The 16,876-nt window shown below is 36.5% G+C and carries 19 protein-coding genes; 10 read left to right on the forward strand and 9 right to left on the reverse strand.

The genetic code is table 11. The annotated features are described in order from the left end of the window. The first annotated feature begins 97 nt into the window (after positions 1-97). Together tolB and pal are read left to right on the forward strand one after the other, a co-directional pair. A complete protein-coding gene (gene tolB, locus MZO21_RS08405) occupies positions 98-1,381 on the forward strand; it encodes a Tol-Pal system beta propeller repeat protein TolB (RefSeq protein WP_171501275.1) in 1,284 nt (427 codons plus the stop codon). 40 nt (positions 1,382-1,421) lie between these two features. Then, positions 1,422-1,991: a peptidoglycan-associated lipoprotein Pal gene (pal, locus tag MZO21_RS08410; RefSeq protein ID WP_154772749.1), complete on the forward strand. Its 570-nt coding sequence runs from the start codon at positions 1,422-1,424 to the stop codon at positions 1,989-1,991. 87 nt (positions 1,992-2,078) lie between these two features. Here pal and MZO21_RS08415 read toward each other — a convergent pair whose 3' ends face one another. After that, on the reverse strand, positions 2,079-2,261 hold the full coding sequence (locus MZO21_RS08415; protein ID WP_154772748.1) for an NF038105 family protein: 183 nt from the start codon (positions 2,259-2,261) through the stop codon (positions 2,079-2,081). A 181-nt stretch (positions 2,262-2,442) separates the two neighbouring features. On the opposite strand from MZO21_RS08415, the gene MZO21_RS08420 reads away from it, so the two are divergent. The 5 genes from MZO21_RS08420 (at position 2,443) to MZO21_RS08440 (ending at position 5,744) form a co-directional block, all read left to right on the forward strand. Then, on the forward strand, positions 2,443-3,417 hold the full coding sequence (locus MZO21_RS08420; RefSeq protein WP_154772747.1) for a class 1 fructose-bisphosphatase: 975 nt from the start codon (positions 2,443-2,445) through the stop codon (positions 3,415-3,417). A 61-nt stretch (positions 3,418-3,478) separates the two neighbouring features. Beyond that, positions 3,479-4,255 (forward strand): TrmH family RNA methyltransferase, encoded by a 777-nt coding sequence (locus MZO21_RS08425; protein WP_154772746.1) that lies wholly within the window; start codon positions 3,479-3,481, stop codon positions 4,253-4,255. 163 nt (positions 4,256-4,418) lie between these two features. Then, a complete protein-coding gene (locus MZO21_RS08430) occupies positions 4,419-5,033 on the forward strand; it encodes an RNA polymerase sigma factor (RefSeq protein WP_154772769.1) in 615 nt (204 codons plus the stop codon). Beyond that, a complete protein-coding gene (locus MZO21_RS08435) occupies positions 5,030-5,350 on the forward strand; it encodes a hypothetical protein (RefSeq protein WP_154772745.1) in 321 nt (106 codons plus the stop codon). Before MZO21_RS08430 ends, MZO21_RS08435 begins: the two co-directional genes overlap by 4 nt. Continuing rightward, the gene (locus tag MZO21_RS08440; protein ID WP_154772744.1) at positions 5,340-5,744 is read left to right on the forward strand and encodes a DUF3106 domain-containing protein; all 405 of its coding nucleotides are present in this window, start codon (positions 5,340-5,342) and stop codon (positions 5,742-5,744) included. Before MZO21_RS08435 ends, MZO21_RS08440 begins: the two co-directional genes overlap by 11 nt. A 65-nt stretch (positions 5,745-5,809) precedes the next feature. On the opposite strand, the gene hda is transcribed toward MZO21_RS08440, so the two are convergent. Together hda and cxpE are read right to left on the reverse strand one after the other, a co-directional pair. Further along, positions 5,810-6,517, reverse strand: a complete 708-nt coding sequence (hda, locus tag MZO21_RS08445; protein ID WP_154772743.1) for a DnaA regulatory inactivator Hda — start codon at positions 6,515-6,517, stop codon at positions 5,810-5,812. Between the two features lie 15 nt (positions 6,518-6,532). Beyond that, the gene (cxpE, locus tag MZO21_RS08450; protein WP_154772742.1) at positions 6,533-7,753 is read right to left on the reverse strand and encodes a chloramphenicol efflux transporter CxpE; all 1,221 of its coding nucleotides are present in this window, start codon (positions 7,751-7,753) and stop codon (positions 6,533-6,535) included. A 136-nt stretch (positions 7,754-7,889) separates the two neighbouring features. Here cxpE and purM point away from each other — a divergent pair, with 136 nt between their 5' ends. Both purM and purN read left to right on the forward strand, forming a co-directional pair. Continuing rightward, positions 7,890-8,960 carry a phosphoribosylformylglycinamidine cyclo-ligase gene (gene purM, locus MZO21_RS08455; RefSeq protein ID WP_154772741.1) on the forward strand — a complete coding sequence of 357 codons (1,071 nt, stop codon included), beginning with the start codon at positions 7,890-7,892 and terminating at the stop codon, positions 8,958-8,960. Positions 8,961-8,970: 10 nt separating this feature from the next. Beyond that, positions 8,971-9,600: a phosphoribosylglycinamide formyltransferase gene (gene purN / locus MZO21_RS08460; protein WP_154772740.1), complete on the forward strand. Its 630-nt coding sequence runs from the start codon at positions 8,971-8,973 to the stop codon at positions 9,598-9,600. Positions 9,601-9,652: 52 nt separating this feature from the next. Here purN and MZO21_RS08465 read toward each other — a convergent pair whose 3' ends face one another. Then, complete coding sequence (locus MZO21_RS08465; RefSeq protein ID WP_154772739.1) at positions 9,653-10,453, reverse strand: alpha/beta fold hydrolase; 801 nt, start codon at positions 10,451-10,453, stop codon at positions 9,653-9,655. Continuing rightward, entirely contained in the window at positions 10,450-11,463 is a 1,014-nt protein-coding gene (gene sppA / locus MZO21_RS08470; RefSeq protein WP_154772738.1) for a signal peptide peptidase SppA, read from the reverse strand. The genes MZO21_RS08465 and sppA overlap by 4 nt, the downstream gene beginning before the upstream one ends. Before the next feature lie 135 nt (positions 11,464-11,598). Here sppA and MZO21_RS08475 point away from each other — a divergent pair, with 135 nt between their 5' ends. Next, positions 11,599-12,540, forward strand: coding sequence for a lysophospholipid acyltransferase family protein (locus tag MZO21_RS08475; RefSeq protein WP_154772737.1), 942 nt, complete (start codon positions 11,599-11,601; stop codon positions 12,538-12,540). Here the strand turns inward: MZO21_RS08475 and MZO21_RS15105 are convergent. The 4 genes from MZO21_RS15105 to MZO21_RS08490 all read right to left on the reverse strand — a co-directional run bounded on the left by MZO21_RS15105 (position 12,530) and on the right by MZO21_RS08490 (position 16,873). After that, on the reverse strand, positions 12,530-13,957 hold the full coding sequence (locus MZO21_RS15105) for a DNA internalization-related competence protein ComEC/Rec2 (protein WP_282455472.1): 1,428 nt from the start codon (positions 13,955-13,957) through the stop codon (positions 12,530-12,532). The two genes, MZO21_RS08475 and MZO21_RS15105, sit on opposite strands and share 11 nt — an antisense overlap. A 29-nt stretch (positions 13,958-13,986) precedes the next feature. Then, positions 13,987-14,877, reverse strand: coding sequence for a ComEC/Rec2 family competence protein (locus tag MZO21_RS15110; protein ID WP_282441541.1), 891 nt, complete (start codon positions 14,875-14,877; stop codon positions 13,987-13,989). Positions 14,878-14,961: 84 nt separating this feature from the next. Continuing rightward, positions 14,962-15,645, reverse strand: a complete 684-nt coding sequence (locus MZO21_RS08485) for an ABC transporter ATP-binding protein (protein WP_154772735.1) — start codon at positions 15,643-15,645, stop codon at positions 14,962-14,964. Further along, complete coding sequence (locus MZO21_RS08490; protein WP_154772734.1) at positions 15,638-16,873, reverse strand: lipoprotein-releasing ABC transporter permease subunit; 1,236 nt, start codon at positions 16,871-16,873, stop codon at positions 15,638-15,640. Before MZO21_RS08490 ends, MZO21_RS08485 begins: the two co-directional genes overlap by 8 nt. Positions 16,874-16,876 lie beyond the last annotated feature (3 nt).

Consider the following 16,876-nt stretch of genomic DNA (forward strand, 5'->3'; position numbering starts at 1 on the left):
AACAGTTCTTAATAATCATGTACTTTAAATAAAATGAAATCGTGCCATTATGTAGAACAAACAAAATAAACCATTTGATTTGAGTTAATAACGAATGATGGAAAAAACTCGTAAACATCTACTCTGCCTAGCTATTCTTACATCTTTAAGCGCAACAATTTCTATTCCTGCACAAGCTCAATTGCATTTAGAAATTGTAAAAGCAGCAGAAGAAGCTCCCAAAATTGCAATTATTCCTTTCATGAATGATTCTAGTCTTTATCCAATTATTGAAAATGACTTGAACCGTTCTGGTAAATTTTCAAGTGCTTCTCAAAATTTGCCCGCGACAGCAAGCATGAATAATCCTAATGCTACTGCTTGGCAAAGTGCTGGAGTTCCTTATGTTGTAACAGGAACAACCAAGCAAAATGCTGAAGGCGCTTATGAAATTCATTACCAACTATATGATGTTAAAAAGCAACAGTACCTATTGAATGAGTTACTCACAGTACCAGCTTCACGCCTACGTGCAGCAGGACATATGATTAGTGACACCATTTATGAAGCATTAACGGGCATTAAAGGTGACTTTAGTGGACGTATTGCTTATGTGCTACGTAACCCTGCTACACCAAATGAGCGCTATACATTGCAAATTGCAGATACAGATGGTGCTCAACCACGTACCATCCTCACCTCTCGTGACCCTATTTTGTCGCCTGCTTGGACACCCGATGCGAAAAAAATTGCTTATGTGTCTTTTGAAACCAAGCGACCTGCAATTTATGTTCAAGATTTAGCAACAGGTCAGCGTGAAAAATTAGCAAGCTTCCGTGGTTTAAATGGCGCACCAAGCTTCTCTCCAGATGGTCAAAGCATGTTGTTTACCGCATCTATGCACGGCAACCCTGAAATTTATCAAATGAATTTGCAAACTCGCGAACTCAAGCGCATGACAAATGACAGCGCAATTGATACAGAAGCACGCTACGCACCAGATGGTAAATCATTTATTTTCACTTCTGACCGTGGTGGATCTGCACAAATTTATACCTACAATTTAGATACAGGCTCAACCAAACGCCTTACCTTCCGTGGTGCATTTAATGCGCGTGGAACTTTAAGTGCAGATGGTAAAAAACTTGCTTTAGTTCACCGTCCTAGCGGAAGTAACTACAAAGTTGCAATTCAAGACCTGAACTCTAGCATTACCAATATCTTAACACCTACAAGTTTAGATGAATCTCCAAGCTTCTCGCCTAATGGGCAAATGGTGGTCTATGCAACACGCGAAGGCGCTCGTGGCTTGCTCGCTATTATGTCTTTAGATGGTCGTTTCCGTATGAATTTACCAAGTGAAATAGGTGAAGTTCGTGAACCTGCTTGGGCACCTAAGTAATTTTTAAAGTTTCTAACCTACTTTTATAGAGATGAATAATATGAAAACAGTTAAATTTTTAGCGTTACCATTATTAGCAACAGCTTTAGTTATGACAGGCTGTGCAAGTCGTAAACCTGCAAATACAACAGATGCAACACAATTCCCAAGTGGTGCAGGCACGGTTAACACTCAAGGTTTAAGTGAAGATTCAGCATTAAATGCACAAAACTTAGCAGGTGCTTCATCTAAAGGTGTAACTGCTGAAAATAAAGCATTTTTAGCAAAACGTGTTGTTCACTTTGACTATGACAGCAGCGAATTAACAAACCAAGATTATCAAACACTTCAAGCACATGCACAATTCTTAATGGCAAATGCAAACTCACGTGTTGCACTTACAGGTCATACAGATGAACGTGGTACACGTGAATACAATATGGCACTTGGTGAGCGTCGTGCAAAAGCGGTTGAAAGCTTCCTTGTAACAACAGGCGTTAGCCCAACTCAACTTGAAGCTGTTAGCTACGGTAAAGAAATGCCTGTAAATGCAGGTCATGATGAAAATGCGTGGAAGGAAAACCGTCGTGTAGAAATTAACTACGAAGCTGTTCCACCACTTTTAAAATAATTTTTTGATTTTTTAATTAAAATTTCAAAATAAAAAAGCACTTCATTTTTGAGGTGCTTTTTTTATTTCTGCAAATTTACGATAAATTCAAGGTTGCGAATCTTTTTCAGAGCTTTGCATGGCTTCAATTAAATCGTGTTTATTTACTTTTTTGTACTCAGGTTTCGCTTCATAGTCTTTCCACGCAGCTTTTACGCTATCTACTGAAATATCATCAAGCTTAATCGCCTCATTTGGCGTTGGAGTCTTATCAAATTTTAAAGTTGTCATTTTAACTCTCCAATATTTATCAACCATTTATAACAACATAGCAGTTTCTAAAAGAGTTGCAAGGGCAAAATCACGTCAAATAGTGTAGTTTAATTTTTCTTTTAGCTCGTTCTGCTCTAAAATAGCCAGCAATGTTGTTTTTGATAAATCTTATCAATCCTATTTTCGGAGTTTCCCCATAATGTCATACCTCACCCTAGCCCAATTCTTACAAAAACAAAGTGGTAATTTAACACCTGAACTTTCTCAAGTTATTGAAACAATTGCCAATACTTGTAAAGATATTGATCAGCTTTTACAAAAGGGTGCTTTAGCTGGCGTACTTGGTAGTGCACAAAATGAAAACGTGCAAGGCGAAGAACAAAAGAAATTAGACGTTATTTCGAATGATTATTTAATTGATGCACTTAAAGTACATCCTCATGTTGGCGGTTTAGCTTCTGAAGAATTAGACGAATTCACTCCTGCTCAAGAAAATGGTGAATATCTTGTTTTATTCGATCCATTAGATGGTTCAAGCAACATTGATATTAATATGTGTGTAGGTACAATTTTCTCGATTTTGCCTGCTAAAAATGCAGTAACAAAAGCTGAAGACTTCATGCAAGCAGGCGTGAACCAAGTTTCTGCAGGTTATGTACTTTATGGCCCATCTACAATGATGGCGTTAACTGTTGGTGCAGGTACTGTATTCTTCACTTTCGACCCTGAATCTAAAGAATTCCTACTTACTTCAGACAACATTCAAGTTGCTGCAGACACTAAAGAATATGCAATTAATGCATCAAACCAACGTCATTGGGAAGCACCAGTAAAACGTTATATCGACGAATTACTTGCTGGTAAAACAGGTCCTCGCGAAAAAGATTTCAACATGCGTTGGGTTGCGTGTATGGTGGGCGATATTCACCGTATTCTTTGCCGTACAGGTATTTTCATGTATCCATACGATACGAAAGATCCTCAAAAAGCAGGTCGTTTACGCTTAATGTATGAAGCAAACCCAATGAGTATGCTTATGGAACAAGCTGGTGGTGCTTCAACAACTGGTCGTTTACGTATTTTAGATATTCAACCAACTGATCTTCATCAACGTGTTCCAGTGATTATTGGTTCTAAAAACGAAGTTGATCTTGTAACTCAATACCACAACTAATTTCAAAAAATGAAAGTAAGTGATGCAAACCGCATGCTTACTTTCATGGATAAAATCTCCCATGCCAGCTTTTTTTCTAGATTCTAAAGACAATCCAAAAATTAAACACTTACGTGCTTTAATTGAACAAAATGCTTATCGTAAAAAGAACCGCCAAACTGTACTTGAAGGCACACATTTAAGTCTTGCTTGGTTAGAGCAAAAGCGTTCTATTACTTCAATTTTTACAACTGAAGCTGCGTATAGCCACCCAGATTTGGAAAAAATTGTTTCTTTGTATGATGGTAATGTTTTCGTTCTGAGCGAATCTTTATATAAAGATTTAAGCACTTTAGGTACATCTTTGGCTTGTCTTGCAATTGTAGATTTACCTACATCTCGCGAAGCGCTTAACTTTGCAGAAGACACGCTTATTTTAGACAACATTCAAGACCCAGGTAATGTAGGCACATTATTACGTTCTGCTGCAGCGGCAGGTATTGAACAAGTTGTTTGTACTAAAGGTTCTGCTTCTATTTGGTCGCCACGTGTTTTACGTGCAGGTATGGGTGCACATTTTTCATTAAATACTTATGAAAATGTTGAACTTGAAGATATTTTAAGTAAATTCACCATTCCTGTTTATGTAACAAGCTCACATCAATCTGAAAGTTTATATAGCAAAAACTTAAGAAAACAGTGTGTGTGGATTTTAGGCAATGAAGGTCAAGGCGCATCTAAATATGCTTTAGAGAAAGCTGAAGCCGTTGCTATTCCACAACCAGGTGGTCAAGAATCTTTAAACGTTGCAATTGCAGGTTCTATTTGCTTCTTTGAAATGGTTCGTCAACGTCTTTAGGAACAGCGTTATTTTATTTTAAATAAGCTAACTCTTGTTTAAAAATAGATTACACTAGAAAAATAATAACTTGTAATGTCAACCCAACCATTATTTTCAACGTTATATAGAGTATGAACTTGTTAATAATGGTGGGGATCCAATGACAGGATTTTCCATCTCTATGGACTCAGCACCCAAACAGTCTCGGACAGAAACACCAAGTGCTTTAAAAAGCACAGCCGAACTGCGTCTAAAAAACTTCATGAATGAAGTTACAGGACGTGCTTTAGTCATGATGGAAAGTGCAACTCAAGGGCATCATGGAATTGCAATGGATTTGGTACAAGAGGCATTTATCTCTTTACATAAGTCCTATTCAGACAAAACTACAGATGAATGGTATCCCCTTTTTTACACCATTTTAAATAACAAATTACAAGATTGGCGTCGTAAAGAAGCAAGTCGAGCACAACCCTTTTCTTTTTTTAAGAAAGTTAGCTTAGACGATGATGATATCGAACAACTCGATATTGTTGATGAAAGTACGCCCAATCCTTTTGATTTTTTAGATCAAGCACTTAGCGCCGAAGAAATACAAGAAGCAATTGCTCAGCTACCAACACGCCAGCAGCAAGCTTTTATGCTTCGAGCATGGGAAGGTTTTGATACTAAAACCACTGCACAAATTATGAGTTGTACTGAAGGTAGTGTAAAAACCCACTATCACCGTGCAATTCAAGCTTTGCGCTTAAGTTTGTCACATATGAATCCATATAAAGGAGGATCATCGGAATGAAACAAGATGATTTCTTAAAACAAGTTTCTTCTAAACTTGATGGACTCGCACAGCATCATCAAAATAAACCTGCTGTGATGAATCATGTTTTGGAAAAAATCCAAGATAAAAAATTATCTAGATATGGCTTTTTCAAAATGTCTGGATATGCCCTAGCAGCAGCAATTACAGGATTTGTTGTTATTCCTAATGCTTTAGACATTTCAAATCAACCTGAAAATCAGGCAATTGTGACGCCAAAACTCTCTCCACAAATGGTTGAAGATTTGGAAATGTTAATGGTGATGGGCGAGGATAAAGTTCCACATGGTAGCTAAAAAAAGATTAGTTCTTACCTTTTGTATACTTGGCTTTTTACAAACAAGCTTTGCTGGTTTTGATCGTTTTTGGATTTTATCTAAAGATGCAAATACTCAAATTGGTGATACTTGGGACAGTATGAGTGATGAAGAACAACAAGCGCTAATTAAACGCTACCAATCTTTAAATAAAGAGCTACCTGAATCTGCCCGTAATTCATTACAACAACGTATGGATTGGTTTAGTCAACTTCCAGATGCAGAGAAACAGCAGATGCGTGAAGCTTGGCAAAAAATGAGCACACAAGAACGTAAGGAATTAAGCCAGCGTTTACAAAAAGCTGAACCTGAAAATCGTGCGCTTATTCGTGAAGAATATATTCAAAAATATAAAACAATTTATAATAACTAAAAATGTTGGTGAATATACTGCAAATAAAAAGGTCTCAATTGAGACCTTTTTAATACTAAATTGAACTATGAATCATATTCATCAATGAGTGCATAAATTTGACGAATATTAGAACCACTCAATTTAGTTTTTTCGCCTTTTAATAGCTGAATTAATTTATCTATCAATTGCAATAAAACCGAAGTTTGATGTGGGCCATGTGCCAATAAATGATCAACTATCTGATGATCCATATGCACACCACGGCGTTCTAAAATTGAATTTACTAAAGCAAGTCGATCGGCAAATAAACTTCCACTAGGAACTTTCACACTTACGGCTTGAGTTAAACGTGATTGCAAATCTGGAAGTTCTAATTTTAGTTCAATTGGGGCAAATCTTGAGGAGAAAACAAGCTGACCACCCATTTCATCACTATAGTTAATTAAATGAAATACCGCACGTTGCCAATGTGGTACGCCACTAATTGCTTCAATATCATCTAATGCAACTAAGTCATATTGATCAAGCGAGGTAATTGCTTCTGTTGGCGCATCTAACAGTTCAAGCAATGAAACATGAATTGCAGTTTTACCAATTTCTAAATAAGAGTCGCATATGGCAGAAAGCAAGTGACTTTTCCCTGTACCAGCCCCGCCATATACATAGAATCGATTCAAAAGACCTGCATGCAATTGTCTTACAGCATCTACAACATGCCCCCAACCCGGACCCGAAAAATCACTAATTCGGGCATCAAGTTGTGGTTCAATGTCTAGCTGCAATTGACGCATAAATATATTATATCCTTAAGAATCTTTATTATCTGAAGCTTCAATATTACCCGATTTTTCACTCTCATGCAGTGCTTTTACTTGAGGCTTTTTCAGTTCTATATCTACATCAATTTCTTGTGTTTCTATATGAATAGAATCTGTCTGCGCATCTTGTGAAACAGCAACTAATGGCTGATACATTTGGCTGTGTTCGTAGTAATCTCGAAGATGCTTTAACAAGACAACAATTACCGCAGCAACAGGTAATGCAAGTAGCATCCCTAAGAAACCTGCGAGCTGTGCACCTGCCAATACGGCAAAAACAACAGCAACTGGAGATAAACCAATTTTATCGCCCAATAAAAATGGTTGAAGAATATATCCTTCTACAGCTTGACCAATCATAAAGACAATAGCAACGAGTAAGAGCTGCATCCAATCCATACCAAATTGGAAGAATGTTGCAACTGCTGCGGCAATAATTCCAACAGCAAAACCTAAATAAGGAATAATACTTGCAAGTCCTGCAACCATTCCAATAATCAGACCAACTTCCAAGCCAATTAACTGCAAACCTACAGCATAAATCACGCCTAAAAGGAACATAACAAGGAACTGTCCTTTCACAAAGGCACCCAAAATATTATGGCATTCACCTACTATTTTAAGTGTCGATTTTTCATAAGGACGAGGAATTAAACGGCGTAAATTTTCAAGCATTTTGTCCCATTCTAATAGGAAATAGAATGTGATAATTGGAATTAAAACAACCGTCCCTCCCACTTGAATAAAACTCAATCCAGACTGGGCTAATCGAGCAATAACACTTTGAAGACTATCTGCACTATAGTTTGTTTGGATATATTCCATGACAGCAGCAGAAATTTGATCTACATCTAATTCCATTGGCACCAAATCGAATGTTTCTGATGACCAAGGCAAAAATGTATAATTAACCCAGTGAATTCCGGCAGGAATACTCGATTTTGCATACATTAACTGTTGCCAAACCAGCGGAGCTAAGTACCACATTGCCCAAGTCACAACGAGTCCTATTCCTATAAACACCACACTAATTGCTGCCCAACGTGGTAAGCCAACTTTATGAAGCTTATCTACCAATGGGCTAAATAAATATGCAATTAAAAATGCACCAATAAATGGAATGAGCACGGGCTTTAATAAATATAGAACCCAAAGAAGTAATGCAATGCCAACAAGGATAAAAATACGACGTAAGGTGCGATCTACCATAGGAACTCGCCTTTTTTCAGTATATTCATTATAGAAAAGTAAAATATTTCGATAAAGATAACATTTTAAGGAATAAATAACATAAGAGTTTCGTATATTCAGGTTATAATCCCCGCGCGAATGCGGAGACTTCAATATGAGCAACTCAACTTCTACCCCAAACACTGGTTTAAGCTACAAAGATGCAGGTGTCGACATTGAGGCGGGCGACGCTTTAGTCGATCGTATCAAATCTGTCGCTAAGCGCACTGCACGTCCTGAAGTAATGGGCGGTCTAGGTGGCTTTGGCGCACTTTGTAAAATTCCTAAAGGTTATGAAGAACCTGTTCTTGTATCTGGCACAGATGGTGTTGGTACTAAATTACGTTTAGCATTGAATTTGAACCGTCATGACACAATTGGTCAAGACTTGGTTGCAATGTGCGTAAACGATCTTCTCGTGTGTGGTGCAGAACCATTATTCTTCCTTGACTACTATGCAACTGGTCACTTAAATGTTGATGTTGCTGCAAATGTGGTAACTGGTATTGGTGCTGGTTGTGAACTTGCAGGCTGTGCATTGGTTGGCGGTGAAACTGCTGAAATGCCAGGCATGTATGAAGGCGAAGATTACGATCTTGCAGGTTTCTGCGTAGGTGTAGTTGAGCAAAGCAAAATTATTGATGGCTCAAAAGTTAAAGCGGGCGACGTTTTAGTTGGTGTTGCATCATCTGGTGCTCACTCAAACGGTTACTCACTGCTTCGTAAAATTTTAGACGTTAAAAACGTAGACCTTACTCAAAATGTAGATGGTCGCCCTCTTGCAGATGTTGCAATGGAACCAACACGTATTTACGTTAAATCTATTCTTGAACTTCTTAAACACGTAGATGTTCACGCAATGGCGCATATTACTGGTGGCGGTTTACCTGGTAACCTTCCACGCGTATTACCAAATGGCGCACAAGCAATTGTGAATGAGTCATCTTGGGAATGGCCAGAATTATTCAAACTTCTTCAAAAAGAAGGTCGTGTTGAACAATTCGAAATGTACCGCACATTTAACTGTGGCGTAGGGATGGTTCTTGTTGTAGATGCAAATGAAGCTGACAAAACTGTTGAATTACTTAACAGTCTTGGTGAAAAAGCATGGGCAATGGGTCACATTGCAGAAAATGCTGAATCAGTTGCAGGCGCTGACGAAAAAATCCGTGTGATTTTCGCTTAATAGATATCTCATGATTAAAATTGCTGTACTTGTTTCAGGTAGTGGTAGCAACCTTCAAGCCTTGATTGATGCAAATCTATCAGGGCAAATTGTTGGTGTTATTTCTAACAAGCCTGATGCATATGCTTTAGAACGAGCAAAAAAAGTTGGTATTCAAACAGCAGTTATTGAACATAAACAGTATCCTACTCGTGAAGCTTTTGATGCCCTAATGCATCAACAACTTCTAGATTGGAATGTTGATTTAGTGATTCTTGCTGGTTTCATGCGAATTTTAAGTGCCAAATTTGTGCAGTCTTGGGAAGGGAAAATGGTCAACATCCACCCTTCTTTATTGCCAAATTATAAAGGCATGCATACGCATAAACGTGTATTAAATACAGGTGATGTATTTCATGGATGTACAGTTCATTATGTAACTGCTGAACTTGATGCAGGTCAAGCACTGGCTCAAGGCGTTGTAAAAGTAGCGCATAGCGATACAGAAATTACACTTGCAAATCGTGTACATGAACTTGAGCATATTATTTATCCTCAAGTTGTTGAATGGATTTGCACAGGAGCGTTAGAACATACTTCCAATGGTGTGATTTATAGAAATCATCCAATGAAAGAGCCTGTTCAATTTTGTAAGTTCTAAAAATTAAAATCATAAAAAAACGCATCCTCGGATGCGTTTTTTATTTTAAGAATTAAGTATTTTGTTTAATGAGATCTTTCAACATTTGCGCAACTTCAATAGGTCGCTCAAGTGGGAACATATGCCCCCCTTTTTCGATCCTAAAAGGAATACCAAATTTCTTCTGAGTAATTTGTGGGAATTTACGTGCTAAGAATGGTCCATCTTCCGCAATTACTAATTGCACTGGAACTTTTGGTTTTGCTTGTGGCAACCACCATAAAGATGGATTGGTACGAAATATTTCCACTTCATCTTCACGTGAAATTGTCAGTTCAACACCACCACGAAGCACATCATCTTTCAAAGCATATTGAATATAGGCATTAAAACAATCTACATCGAAATGTTGATAAAAACCTTTCGGACGTAATAACTCAGCAGCTTGCTCACGCGAATCCCAATGATCACGACGACGCTTAGAGAGCCCCGCTGGAGACATTTTATCTAAAGCTTTTAGTTTAAGTAGCTTTGCAATATGAAAAGCAAAACCATCTTTACCGACAATTAATGGCGGATCCAACATAATCACTTGTTCAAATAATTCAGGACGTTGTAATGTTGCCTGAAAAGTAAGAACCGAGCCCAATGAATGTCCTAAGCCAATCACTTTACGACCATTTGCTTGACGAATAATGCTATCAATAACTTGTTGAGTTAAACTTTTCCAGTGATTATCAATTGGATAACGCTTATCTGGCCCAAGTAATGGCACATAAATAATGTCGTAATCATCTTTCAGTGCATCAAACATTTTTTGATACACCTTAGATGGCACGCCATTCGCGTGCGCAAAATGAATTAATGGCTTCATTGAATTTTCGCACTTTGCTCAGTTTGAATTTGCTTAGACAAAGAAGTTGCAAATCCCTCACCAATAGAAGCTCCCATACGATCTAAAATGGAATCGAATGGACTATGCTCAATGGTGTAGTCTAGAGCTGTATCAATTTTTAAATCACGTTTTAGTGTATTCAAACTACCTGCTTTATCTGCAAGACCCAATTGAATTGCCTGCTCACCTGTCCAGAATAAGCCTGAGAAAATTGCAGGATCTTGCGATTTTAATTTCGCACCACGACCTTCTTTTACAGCATTAATAAAGTGATTATGAACATTATCTAGTACACCTTGAACATGCGCTTTTTGTGCTGCATCTACAGGTTGTGTCATTGACAATAATGCTTTGTTCTCACCAGATGTCATGGTTCTATCTTCAACACCAAGTTTTTGTAGTAATTGATTTACACCATAATTTGGCATAATTACACCAATTGAACCCACAAGACTTGATGGATTTACAATAATCTCATCTGCTGCAGAAGCAATATAATAAGCACCTGAAGCACCTGTATCGCCAATTACTGCATAGATCTTTTTATCTTTATATTGTTTTTTCAGATATTGAACTTCTTGCCAAATTTCATCTGACTGAACAGGAGAACCACCGGGCGAGTTGATATTCAAAACAACCGCTTTACTATTTGTATTTTCAAATGCTTTTCGTAATGATTTAATTGTATCGTTACTATTCACACTTTGTTTATCTGCCGCAATTGTTCCAACAATATTAACAACTGCAATATGTGGTTTTGATGTTGGCGCAGACGCAGTATTTGTACTACAGCTTTTCCCCATAATCACCAACAGTAAAAAAATATAACCAAAGGTTAGAAATTTAAAGAAAATTCCCCAACGACGTGCTTTGCGTTGTTCATCAACAGACACCAAAATTACCTTTTCGAGTAACTTCCATTCCTCACCCGTAGGTTGTTGCTGAATTTTCTGATTCTCTTCCTGTGGTTTTGGTGGCCAATCCGACATAAAAACATTCCAAAATTTATTAATATTGCCAACATTATATACAATGATGGCGCGTTCTATATTTATACATCACAAATTCCCTTATAATAATTGAAATCTTTTCATGCTTTGATGCGTTCTACAAAATCTAAGACCATGGCTCATAAAAATTCAAATTTTTCACGTTTAATTAATTTTGTAAGCCGCCAACCTTTGAGCGTTGCTCGTTTTACAGCAAAAATTTTAGCTTTATTGGTAAACACTTTTAAGTTAACCAAAACTGCGCATATTATTCGCTTGAATTTAGCAATTGCATTGCCGCATCTGAGCCAAATTGAAAGAAATAAAATTGGTCAAAATGCGATTCAAAATGAAATGATTTCATATTTTGAGTTTTTTCATATTTGGGGCGCAGAGAATCAAAAGAATATAAAACGTATTAACCAAGTTCATAATGAACATTTATTTCATAATGCACTTGCTGAAAATAAAGGTTTAGTTTTAGTTATGCCGCATTTTGGCACATGGGAAATCATGAATGCGTGGCTTGCTCAACACACCCAAATGACCATTATGTATAAACCTATTAAAAATAAATCTGCAGATGATTTTGTTCGTAGTGCACGTAGTCGAGATCAATCTGTATTAGTACCAACAGATGAGTCTGGTGTACGTCAAATTTTTAGAGCGCTGAAACAAGGTGGTACAACGGTTATTTTACCCGATCACTCTCCTGATCATACAGGTGAACTTGTTCCTTACTTTGGCATCCCTTTGTTTTCAAGTAATTTAAGTGCAAAACTCATTCAAAAAACTAAAGCTGCAACATTATTTATGTACGCACTTCGAAATGAAAATAGTTCATTTGATATTTTTATAGAGGAAATTGATTCTGCAATCTATTCACTTAATGCAGAACAAGGTACTGAAATTATTCATAAAGCTATTGAATCCTTAATTACTAAAAACCCAGAAAACTATCATTGGAGCTATAAACGGTTTAGTGCAAACCCTGCATTAAGAAAGGTTTATAACATTTCAACAGATGAAGCTTTGGCATTGGTAGAAAAAGTACGAAATAACGAGATTAATCACTAAAATCTCTTTTTAGCCATAGTCTTGTATCTCGCTGTTTATTGATTTCTAAATCGTTATTTTGATGCTGTAAAAACTGGATAGTTCCATTATTAATTGTACTTAGTAATGGTATATTTAATTCTTTCAAGCGTGCTTGTACAATTTCACTTGGATGACCATAACGGTTATTAAAACCTGCTGAAACAATCGCAATTTCCGGCTGTAGTTTTTCTAAAAAAGCATAAGAAGAACTATGTTGACTACCGTGATGCCCAAGCACAAGAACATCTACTTTTAAATGTGGATAATCCTGTAAAATTGCATATTCTGTTTCCCAGCCTGCATCGCCCATTAGTAAATAGTTTTGATATTTTTTTGCATTCAAAACTTGAACATATAACACACAGGAATTTTCATTTTTATTGTATTTTGCCAAATCTAATTGTTCTTCTTTAGGCGAAAGAACTTCAATTTTTACATGATGATTAATATTAAAGTTTTGACCTTTCTTACAATATTCAAATTTTGAATTTGGCAATACTTCTACTTTCTCATTTGAATAAACTTGCTCAAATTTCACCTTGTTTTTCAAATAATCAAATGCACCACTATGATCTTGATCCAAGTGTGTTAAAAACAAATAATCTATTGTTCTCACCCCATTTACAGATAAAAATGGCTGAATAATCTGCTGACCTACGCTAAATTTAGTTTCATCATAATATCCACCTGTATCTACCATTAAAGTTTTGTTTTCACTACGAATAAAAATAGATTGCCCTTGCCCTACATCTAATACTGAAAGCTCAAATAGATAATTTTTATTGTCACTCCAAAGCAGTGGAAATAAACAAATTCCTGCCCATGCTTTTGGCATAAGCCCCTGTGGTGAAAATAGAATAATCAGCGATAAAATAATACAAATCATGCTCCAAAAATTCATAGCAACAGGTATTAATTGTGGATGAAAAATTTGATCAATACTTTCCATCATAAACAGCAGCAAACCAATACAAAGATTATTTATTTGAAAAAAAAGCTGACTTAATGGTTCGAATAAAAAGTAACTCATCCCCGCTAAAACATCTAAAGGCACAATAACCAAACCAATAAATGGAATTGCGAAAAGGTTGCTTAGTGGCGTAATCCAAGCGATTTGTTTAAAGAAAATAATCATGAGTGGAAATAATGCGATAAATATTTTCCACTGAGATTCCACTAAAATTTTAAGCGCACTTATGCTCTTTTGTATTAAAGATTGCTGTTCGAAATTCTGTTCTTGTATCGTTTGATAGATTCTTAAAAGTACAAAGCATGCGCCATAGGACAACCAAAATGCGGCTGATAAAATACTGAAAGGATCAAATATTAATAATAACGAAGCACTTAACAATAACAAGCTTAAAGCTTTAATTGGATATTTAAATAAAATCCACACACTCGCAAGTAAAGTAACAAGCAAAGTCCTTAATGCGGGAATTTCAAATAAATTTTAGGACAATATTTACGAATTATTCGATGCATTAACCAACACATCATACAAGCAAAAATAAGTACATGCGGGCCAGATATTGCAAGTAAATGGCTCATTCCAAAACGCTGAAATTGTTCTTCTATTTGCTTATTCAAAAAGCTTTCATCGCCTGTTAAAAGTGCAAGCGTTAAGCCCTTATGTTGTATTGGTTGTTTCTGAATAAAATATCGAATATCTAAACGTTGAAGCTCCACCCATCTTTTAAATTTTGCTGTAAAACTATTATTTTTCTTTATATAAGATGCATACCCTAACGCCTTTACTTCATCTTCAGATATAAGCTCAACATGCTTAATCTGAAAATTTCCCATCCAATTTTGCTGGATATACCATTGCTCAATATCAAAAACACCTGCTGTTGCATAACTATGAATAGGTGAAACTTTTCCTTGTAGCCGATAATATTGCCCAATTTTAAGTGGTTCATGCTGTTCAATTTTAAGTGAGCTATTCCAAAGAACTGTTTTTTCAAATTGATTGAGTACAACCAATTGCTGCTGAATCGTTTCTGGCTTTAACTGGTTAATTGAATTAACAGCAACAATAATTTCAACTTCATTGCTTTGTTGTACGCGATATTTCAAACGCTCCATTAATTGATCATTCGAATAATTCAGACCAATAATGCATGCAATAAAAAATGCAAAAACAGCATTTAATAAACGTAAAACAATAGCTTTTATTCGTAGATGGACTACAAACAAAAAAATAAGAAGTGCAATTAAAAGATAAAAACTGATTGAGGAAAGTTGTAAGTAATTTTCAATATTTTTGCCTAAAAAACTAATGCCGAATATCCATCCTGCACAAATCATTTGAATCATTATTATTAGCTGTATTTTAATTATTATGCGCAATAATAAAGCCCACCTAAGTGGGCTTCAAGGTTACTTGTCGTATTTCTACAATTATTCGTTTACCCAAACACCATCTTGCATATGCAAAATTTTATCGGCAGATTGAGCAAGTGCTTCATCATGCGTCACAATCAGCATTGCCATATTAAACTCATTACGTAAATCGCTTAATAATTCGAAAATCTTAACCGCTGTTTTACGATCTAAGTTACCTGTTGGTTCATCTGCAAGCATTACCGCAGGCTTAGCAACCAATGCACGCGCCATAGCAACACGCTGACGTTCACCACCCGAAAGTTCACCCGGCTTATGTGTTAAACGATGAGATAATCCCACGCGATCTAATAAATATTCTGCCTGCTCTTTTACTTTCTTGTAGCTTGTACCATCACGAAGCATTAAAGGCATTGCAACGTTTTCTAAAGCTGTAAATTCAGGTAATAAATGATGGAATTGATAAACAAAACCTAAATGTAAGTTTCGCTGAAAACCACGTTCAGATTCGCCTAAATTATCAAAACGCTGTCCATTTAAAAATACCATACCTTCTGTTGGGCACTCTAAGCCTCCTAACACATGCAATAAAGTACTTTTACCTGAACCACTTGAACCAACAATAGAAACGAATTGACCTTCTTCAACTTTTAAATCTAAACCACGGATCACTTCAACTGTGGTTTTACCATCAGTAAAGTGCTTCGATACATTCTTCGCTTCAAGGACTACTTTATTCATAACGTAATGCCTCTGCGGGTTGAATTTTTGCAGCACGTAAAGCTGGGTAAATGGTTGCTAAGAAGCTTAAAATTAAAGATAAGCTCACAATAACCACAACATCTTGTAACTTTAAATAAGATGGCAAATAGTTAATGAAATATGCATCAAATAGATTTAAGCCAAATACGCTACTAATCCATCCCACAATACTACTAATACTTGTTGCTAAAATAATCCCTAGAATTGCACCAGAAACAGTACCAATAACACCAATAACTGTTCCTTGAACCATAAAGATTTTAGTAATTGTGGCAGGTGAAGCACCTAAAGTTCTTAAAATAGCAATATCAGATTTTTTATCGGTAACAACCATCACCAATGAAGACACAATATTAAATGCTGCAACCAATACAATAAGGAATAAAAGCAAGCTTACCATTGCCTTTTCCATTTGAATTGCACTAAACAAATTACCGTGTGTAAATGTCCAATCTGAAGCATAAAAATTAGATGGCAAATCACGCACTATTTCATTTGAAACAATCGGTGCTTGGAAAATATCATCTAGCTTCATGCGTACGCCTTGAGCGCCATCTGGAAGGCGTAAAAGTGTTGAAGCATCATTGAGTGCGATGTAGCCCATCATTGAGTCAACTTCTGCGCCAATACTGAAAATACCCACAATTTTAAAGCGTTTGAAACGTGGCACCACACCTGCTGGAGATGGCGTAGCTTCTGGTAAAACCAGGGTCACGTTATCATTTAGACCTAAGCCTAATGAATCTGTTAATTGCTTACCTAAAACAATACCAAATTCACCCTTTTTTAGGCTATCGATACTGCCATCTACCATATGGTTTTGTATGATAGAAACCTTCTTTTCATACTCAGGTTCTATGCCTGTAACCATAATGCCAGACACTTGCCCTTGTGCTGTTAACATCCCCTGTAATTGCGTGAAAGGTGCTGCACCTGTCACATGTGGATGTTGCTCAATTTTTTTTGCAAGTTCAGGCCAATCTGTTAATATTTGGGTTGAAGAAACAGTAGCTTGCGGTACCATACCCAAAATACGATCTTTTAGTTCCCGATCAAAACCATTCATTACAGAAAGAACTGTAATGAGTACGGCAACACCTAAGGTAAGGCCAATCATTGAGACCAAAGCAATAAAAGAAATAAAATGGTTACTGCGCCGTGCGCGAGTATATCTCAACCCTATATATAGCGAGATTGGTTTAAACATACC

The organism is Acinetobacter portensis, from assembly GCF_023158935.1.
In the GTDB taxonomy this organism is placed as follows: Bacteria; Pseudomonadota; Gammaproteobacteria; order Pseudomonadales; family Moraxellaceae; genus Acinetobacter; species Acinetobacter faecalis.

Coding starts and splice junctions, on each gene's coding strand:
- tolB (WP_171501275.1), top strand. CDS start 98: ATGGAAAAAACTCGTAAACATCTACTCTGCCTAGCTATTCTTACATCT.
- pal (WP_154772749.1), top strand. CDS start 1,422: ATGAAAACAGTTAAATTTTTAGCGTTACCATTATTAGCAACAGCTTTA.
- MZO21_RS08415 (WP_154772748.1), bottom strand. CDS start 2,261: ATGACAACTTTAAAATTTGATAAGACTCCAACGCCAAATGAGGCGATT.
- MZO21_RS08420 (WP_154772747.1), top strand. CDS start 2,443: ATGTCATACCTCACCCTAGCCCAATTCTTACAAAAACAAAGTGGTAAT.
- MZO21_RS08425 (WP_154772746.1), top strand. CDS start 3,479: ATGCCAGCTTTTTTTCTAGATTCTAAAGACAATCCAAAAATTAAACAC.
- MZO21_RS08430 (WP_154772769.1), top strand. CDS start 4,419: ATGGACTCAGCACCCAAACAGTCTCGGACAGAAACACCAAGTGCTTTA.
- MZO21_RS08435 (WP_154772745.1), top strand. CDS start 5,030: ATGAAACAAGATGATTTCTTAAAACAAGTTTCTTCTAAACTTGATGGA.
- MZO21_RS08440 (WP_154772744.1), top strand. CDS start 5,340: ATGGTAGCTAAAAAAAGATTAGTTCTTACCTTTTGTATACTTGGCTTT.
- hda (WP_154772743.1), bottom strand. CDS start 6,517: ATGCGTCAATTGCAGCTAGACATTGAACCACAACTTGATGCCCGAATT.
- cxpE (WP_154772742.1), bottom strand. CDS start 7,753: ATGGTAGATCGCACCTTACGTCGTATTTTTATCCTTGTTGGCATTGCA.
- purM (WP_154772741.1), top strand. CDS start 7,890: ATGAGCAACTCAACTTCTACCCCAAACACTGGTTTAAGCTACAAAGAT.
- purN (WP_154772740.1), top strand. CDS start 8,971: ATGATTAAAATTGCTGTACTTGTTTCAGGTAGTGGTAGCAACCTTCAA.
- MZO21_RS08465 (WP_154772739.1), bottom strand. CDS start 10,453: ATGAAGCCATTAATTCATTTTGCGCACGCGAATGGCGTGCCATCTAAG.
- sppA (WP_154772738.1), bottom strand. CDS start 11,463: ATGTCGGATTGGCCACCAAAACCACAGGAAGAGAATCAGAAAATTCAG.
- MZO21_RS08475 (WP_154772737.1), top strand. CDS start 11,599: ATGGCTCATAAAAATTCAAATTTTTCACGTTTAATTAATTTTGTAAGC.
- MZO21_RS15110 (WP_282441541.1), bottom strand. CDS start 14,877: ATGATTCAAATGATTTGTGCAGGATGGATATTCGGCATTAGTTTTTTA.
- MZO21_RS08485 (WP_154772735.1), bottom strand. CDS start 15,645: ATGAATAAAGTAGTCCTTGAAGCGAAGAATGTATCGAAGCACTTTACT.
- MZO21_RS08490 (WP_154772734.1), bottom strand. CDS start 16,873: ATGTTTAAACCAATCTCGCTATATATAGGGTTGAGATATACTCGCGCA.